A 5,396-nucleotide genomic window follows, 5' to 3' on the forward strand; every position below is an offset into this window, starting at 1 on the left:
AAAGCCGCAAAGTCGCGTCGTACGAACAAGACGGCCGCGCGCATCGGGCACAGGGTTTACTGGCCCGAAACAAACGTAGGAGCGAGCGCAGCTCGCGATGCGCCGCGCGGGCGGCGCTCGCTCTAACAGGCGCTGCATACCTTGTGGCAAACACCTGTCCGAATCAGGATCAACCAACGGCCTGCCTTTCAATGGTCACAAAGCTGTAACACAGCTGATGCAAAGTGTGCCGGCCATCACAAGGAGCGCTTTTCGATGATTCGCCTGATGAAGTCTGCTGCACTCGCCGTTGCCGTTTCGCTTTGCGCCACTTCCGCTGCATTTGCTGCTGAAAACGTACGCCTGACCGGTTCCGGCGCCAGCTTCCCGGCACCGATCTACCTGACCTGGTTCAAGGATTTCAGCAAGAACACAGCGGGCGTTACCGTTGATTACCAATCCAAGGGGAGTGGCGCGGGCGTTCAGGACTTCCTGAACAAGACCGTCGACTTCGCCGCCAGCGACTCGGCCATGAGCGAAGCCGACATCGCCAAGGTTGCCGAAGGCGTCCAGTTGCTGCCGATGACCGCCGGCGAAATCGTCCTGGCTTACAACCTGCCCGGCAACCCCAAGGGCCTGAAGTTGCCGCGCGATGTTTACTCGAACATCTTCCTCGGCAAGATCACCCAGTGGAACGACCCGAAAATCGCCGCGGCCAACCCGCAAATGAAGCTGCCTGACCTGCCCATCACCGTGGTGGTACGTGCCGACTCCAGTGGCACCAACGCCGTGTTCACCAAGCACCTGTCGGCCATCAACGCCGACTTCAAGAGCACCTTGGGTGAGGGCAACACGGTCAACTGGCCAGCGACCGACAAGTTCATCAAATCGCCGAAGAACGACGGGGTGACCGCTACCGTTCGCCAGACCCCAGGTGCCATTGGCTACATCGAGTACGGCTTCGCCAAGCTGGCCAAGGTGGACTTCGCTGCCCTGGAAAACAAGGCTGGCCAGTACGTGGTGCCAAATGCCGAAAGCGGTGCCGAGGCCCTGGCAGCGGTGAAACTGCCGGAAAACCTGGTCGCCAACCTGCCCGACCCGGAAGGCGCCAAGTCCTACCCGATCACCTCCTACACCTGGATGATCTTCCGCAAGGACAACGGCAACCCGGCAAAGGCCAAGGCCATGCGTGAGATGGTCGAGTACGGCCTGACCCAGGGCCAGAAAATTGCCGACTCGATGGGCTACATCCCGCTGCCGCCATCGGTTGTCGACCAGGTGCGCAAAGCGTCTGCAAACATCCAGTAACACCCAGGCGCTCCCGGCAGCGGCATGAAGCCATGCCGGGGGTGTTTGTCCCTTGTCCCGGAATACGCCATGAACACACCTTTTGCCATACCGGATAATCCCGATTCCGCGTGCCAGCCACCGTCTACGAAAGACTTTCTGGTCGACCGCACCTTCCGTGCGCTTGCCCGTATCGGGGTGGTGCTGGTACTGGCGCTGGTTTTCGCGCTGGTCTACGAAGTGGGCCGCAAGGCACTGCCAGGCATTGAAAAGCACGGTTTCGACGTGCTCCTGGGCAGTGTCTGGGATGTCAACCAAGGCAAGTACGGTATTCTGCCCGCGATCTGGGGTACGCTCTACAGCGCCTTCATCGCCCTGTTGATTGCCGGTTTCTTCGGCGTCAGCATGGCCATTTTCCTCACCCAGGATTTCCTTCCGGCCAGGCTTGCCGCGGTGTTCCGCACCATCGTCGAGCTGCTCGCCGCCATCCCCAGCGTGGTCTATGGCCTGTGGGGCATCTATGTGGTCATCCCGGCCATTCGCCCCCTGACCACCTGGTTGAACAGCGAGCTGGGCTGGATCCCGTTTTTTGGCACCTCCCTCAGCGGGCCCGGCCTGCTGCCGGCCGCACTGGTCCTGGCGATCATGATCCTGCCGACCATTGCGGCCGTTTCGCAAGACGCGCTGACCAGCGTGCCGATGAAAACCAAGCAGGCCGCCTACGGCATGGGCACCACGCACTGGGAAGCCATCCTGAAAGTGATGGTGCCCTCTGCGGCCACCGGTATCTTTGGCTCGCTGGTGCTGGGCCTTGGCCGGGCTCTGGGCGAAACCATGGCGCTGGCCATGCTGGTGGGTAATGCCAACACCATTTCCGTGTCCTTGTTCGCCCCGGCCAACACCCTGGCAGCGCTGCTGGCGCTGAACTTCCCGGAAGCCGGCCCGAACGAGATCGAAGTGCTGATGTATGCGGCACTGGTACTGATGTTCATCACCCTGCTGGTGAACGTGCTTGGCTCGATGATCATGCTCTACGCCCAGCGGGGGAATAAACAATGACCAACCTGACAACCCCTGCCGCCGCGCTGCCCAGCCTGCAGCGCCGGCTCGAAGGCCGCGCCCTGCGCAGCCTGGTGTTGACCATCCTGGCCTGGTTGGCCGCGTTGCTGGCCAGTGTGCCGCTGATTTCCGTGCTGTACATGCTGATCACCCGCGGCGGTGCCCGCCTGAACCTGGAAGTGTTCACCGAACTGCCGCCGACGGGGTTCGAGATGGGCGGCGGCTTCGGCAACGCCATGGCCGGTACCTTCGTCATGGTCGGCATCGCTGCCGCCATCGCGGTGCCGGTGGGTATCCTGGCCGCGGTGTTCCTTGCCGAGCTGGGCCCGGACAGCAAGCTGGCCAACGCTGCAAGGTTTGCCGCCAAGATGCTCACCGGCCTGCCATCGATCCTGGCCGGTGTGTTTGCCTACGCCCTGGTGGTGATGACTACCGGCACCTATTCGGCACCGGCAGGCGGGGTGGCACTGGCGGTGCTGATGTTGCCCATCGTGGTACTGACCGCCGAAGAGGCGATGAAGATGGTCCCCAAGATCATGAAGGACGCTGCCTACGGCATGGGCTGCACCCGTGCCCAGGTCATCTGCAAGATCGTGCTGCCCACCGGCTTGCCGGCCATTCTCACCGGCGTGATGCTGGCCGTGGCCCGTGCCGCAGGTGAAACCGCGCCCTTGCTGTTCACCGCGCTGTTCAGCAACTACTGGATCTACCACAACGGCGACCTGGCGGTGATGAACCCCACTGCCTCGCTGGCAGTGCTGATCTACAACTTCTCCGGCATGCCGTTCGACAACCAGCTGGAGCTCGCCTGGGCGGCCTCGCTGGTGCTGGTCATGATCGTGCTGGTCATCAACATCCTTAGCCGTGTATTCGGCAAGCCCAAGTATTGAGAACAGGGAGCATCCATCTTGAACATATCCACCGCACAACGTGCCGCTCCCGTGGCCAGCGAAGCCACCCCCATCGTCATGGACTGCAAGCTGGACAAGATCTTCTACGGCAACTTCATGGCCGTGCGCGACAGCCATGTGCCGATCCGCAAGAACGAGATTACCGGCTTCATCGGCCCGTCCGGCTGCGGCAAGAGCACCGTGCTGCGTAGCCTGAACCGCATGAACGACCTGGTGAAAGGCTTCCGCTTCGAGGGCCACGTGCACTTCCTGGGCCAGGATGTGTATGGCAAGGGCGTAGACCCGGTAGTGGTGCGCCGCTATATCGGCATGGTGTTCCAGCAGCCCAACCCGTTTTCCATGAGCATTTTCGACAACGTTGCCTTTGGCCTGCGCCTGAACCGCTACAAAGGGGACCTGGGCGACCGCGTGAAACACGCCCTGCAAGGCGCTGCGCTGTGGGACGAAGTGAAGGACAAGCTCAAGGTCAGCGGCCTGTCGTTGTCCGGCGGCCAGCAGCAGCGCCTGTGTATCGCCCGGGCCATCGCCACCGAGCCGGAAGTGCTGCTGCTGGACGAGCCGTGCTCGGCACTTGACCCCATTGCCACCCGCCGCGTGGAAGAGCTGATGGTCGAGCTGAAGAAGGACTACACCATCGCCCTGGTGACCCACAACATGCAGCAGGCGATTCGCGTTGCCGACACCACGGCGTTCTTCTCGGTCGATATTTCCCAGGGGACCCGTACAGGCTACCTGGTCGAGATGGGGCCGACCGCGCAGATCTTCCAGAACCCGCGTGAACAACTGACCAGTGACTATATCAGCGGCAAGTTCAGCTGACCCATCGCTGCACAAGGGGGCGGTGCTGCAACCAGGGAGGTGGCAGCACCGCCCGCACAACCTTTGGTTAAAGTGTTACCCAGGATTTCCAATGCAACCGATGCGTCGATTAGATCTGTCTGCGGTAGAGCGCGCTCTGCGCGAGGTGCAGGGCCGTTTTGCCGAGCTGAGCCAACACTTCACCGAACCGCGGGACCCGTTCACCGACGAGGTGCTGCTGAATGTGGTTGAAGGCTACGCGCTGATTGACGACTATGTCGCTCGCGGAATAGACCTGTTCGACCTGCAACAGCTGAACCTGATGCTGGAAATCAATGCCACGGTGCTGTGTGGCCGTGACCCGGCCCGGCGCGTGGAGTTCGCGGCGCACCTGGCGGCGACCGAAGCGCATTTTTTCAACAATGTGGAAGGTGGCATCAAGGACTTGCATAACTGGTATTGCGCCTACCGCAGCGATTCGATCTGGAAGCGGGCAGCCGGTGTGTACGTACGTATCCTCAGCAAGCCACAGCTGTTCATCGAAGGTAACAACCGCACCGGCTCGCTCATCGTCAGCTACCTGCTGATGCGTGCCGGGCTGCCGCCATTCGTGCTGTCGCTGGACAACGCCGAGGGCTACTTCAACCCGTCCTCGGTCATACGTAATTCCGCCAAACACGGTGTCAAGGCCTTGTACGAACTGCCCAAGATCAAGAAAAAGTACGCCGCGTTCCTCGAAGCCAAGGCGCCTGCGCCCGGCAAGTTCTTCCTGGGCGCCACCGCGGTGCCTGTTTGCGCGGGGGGGCGCTGATGCAACCGTTCACCCTGATAGAGCGCGGGCGGCAGGCCATCGAGCGCAAGCTCAAGCGTGGCCAGGTGCGCATTTCGTTCGATATCGACGACACCCTGGCCTGCCAGCCTGAGCACGCGGCCGCCGAGCACAGCAGGTTGCCGGGCTTCGTCCACCGCTGGCTCGGTGAGCCCCTGCGCAGCGGTACCCGCGAGCTGATTCGCGACCTGCGCCGCCAGGGCTGCAGCATCTGGATCTATACCTCGTCCGGGCGCACCCCAACGTACATCCGCCGTTGGTTGCTGCTGTACGGCATTCATGTGGACGGGGTGGTCAACAGTGACCGCCACCAGCACATACTTGCGCGCAATGGGCTGGCGCATTCCCCGTCCAAACTGCCTTCGGCCTTCGATATCGACCTGCATGTGGATGACTCCGAAGGCGTGCGGCTGGAAGGCGTGGATCATGGTTTTCGCGTTGTGGTGGTGTGCCCGCAGGACCAGCACTGGGCGCAGAAGGTCAAGGCCGCAGCGGTGGACGTGCAGGCCCGCCTGGCCCGGCAGCAGCCGCAC

General features: G+C 62.2%; 6 protein-coding genes. All 6 read left to right on the plus strand.

The window, feature by feature from the left end; translation table 11 throughout:
- The first annotated feature begins 255 nt into the window (after window positions 1-255).
- Window positions 256-1,287, plus strand: coding sequence for a phosphate ABC transporter substrate-binding protein PstS (gene pstS, locus G1E_RS26780; RefSeq protein ID WP_009681759.1), 1,032 nt, complete (start codon window positions 256-258; stop codon window positions 1,285-1,287).
- A gap of 69 nt (window positions 1,288-1,356) precedes the next feature.
- Complete coding sequence (pstC, locus tag G1E_RS26785) at window positions 1,357-2,325, plus strand: phosphate ABC transporter permease subunit PstC (RefSeq protein WP_009681760.1); 969 nt, start codon at window positions 1,357-1,359, stop codon at window positions 2,323-2,325.
- Entirely contained in the window at window positions 2,322-3,215 is an 894-nt protein-coding gene (gene pstA, locus G1E_RS26790; RefSeq protein WP_009681761.1) for a phosphate ABC transporter permease PstA, read from the plus strand. Before pstC ends, pstA begins: the two co-directional genes overlap by 4 nt.
- Before the next feature lie 78 nt (window positions 3,216-3,293).
- The gene (gene pstB, locus G1E_RS26795) at window positions 3,294-4,055 is read left to right on the plus strand and encodes a phosphate ABC transporter ATP-binding protein PstB (protein ID WP_017148287.1); all 762 of its coding nucleotides are present in this window, start codon (window positions 3,294-3,296) and stop codon (window positions 4,053-4,055) included.
- Window positions 4,056-4,146: 91 nt separating this feature from the next.
- Window positions 4,147-4,845, plus strand: coding sequence for a hypothetical protein (locus G1E_RS26800; RefSeq protein WP_009681764.1), 699 nt, complete (start codon window positions 4,147-4,149; stop codon window positions 4,843-4,845).
- On the plus strand, window positions 4,845-5,396 hold a 552-nt coding region (locus tag G1E_RS26805; RefSeq protein WP_009681765.1), incomplete at its 3' end, for an HAD family hydrolase. The genes G1E_RS26800 and G1E_RS26805, both read left to right, overlap by 1 nt.

The sequence above is a fragment of the Pseudomonas sp. TJI-51 genome, assembly GCF_000190455.2.
GTDB classification, from domain to species: domain Bacteria; phylum Pseudomonadota; class Gammaproteobacteria; order Pseudomonadales; family Pseudomonadaceae; genus Aquipseudomonas; species Aquipseudomonas juntendi.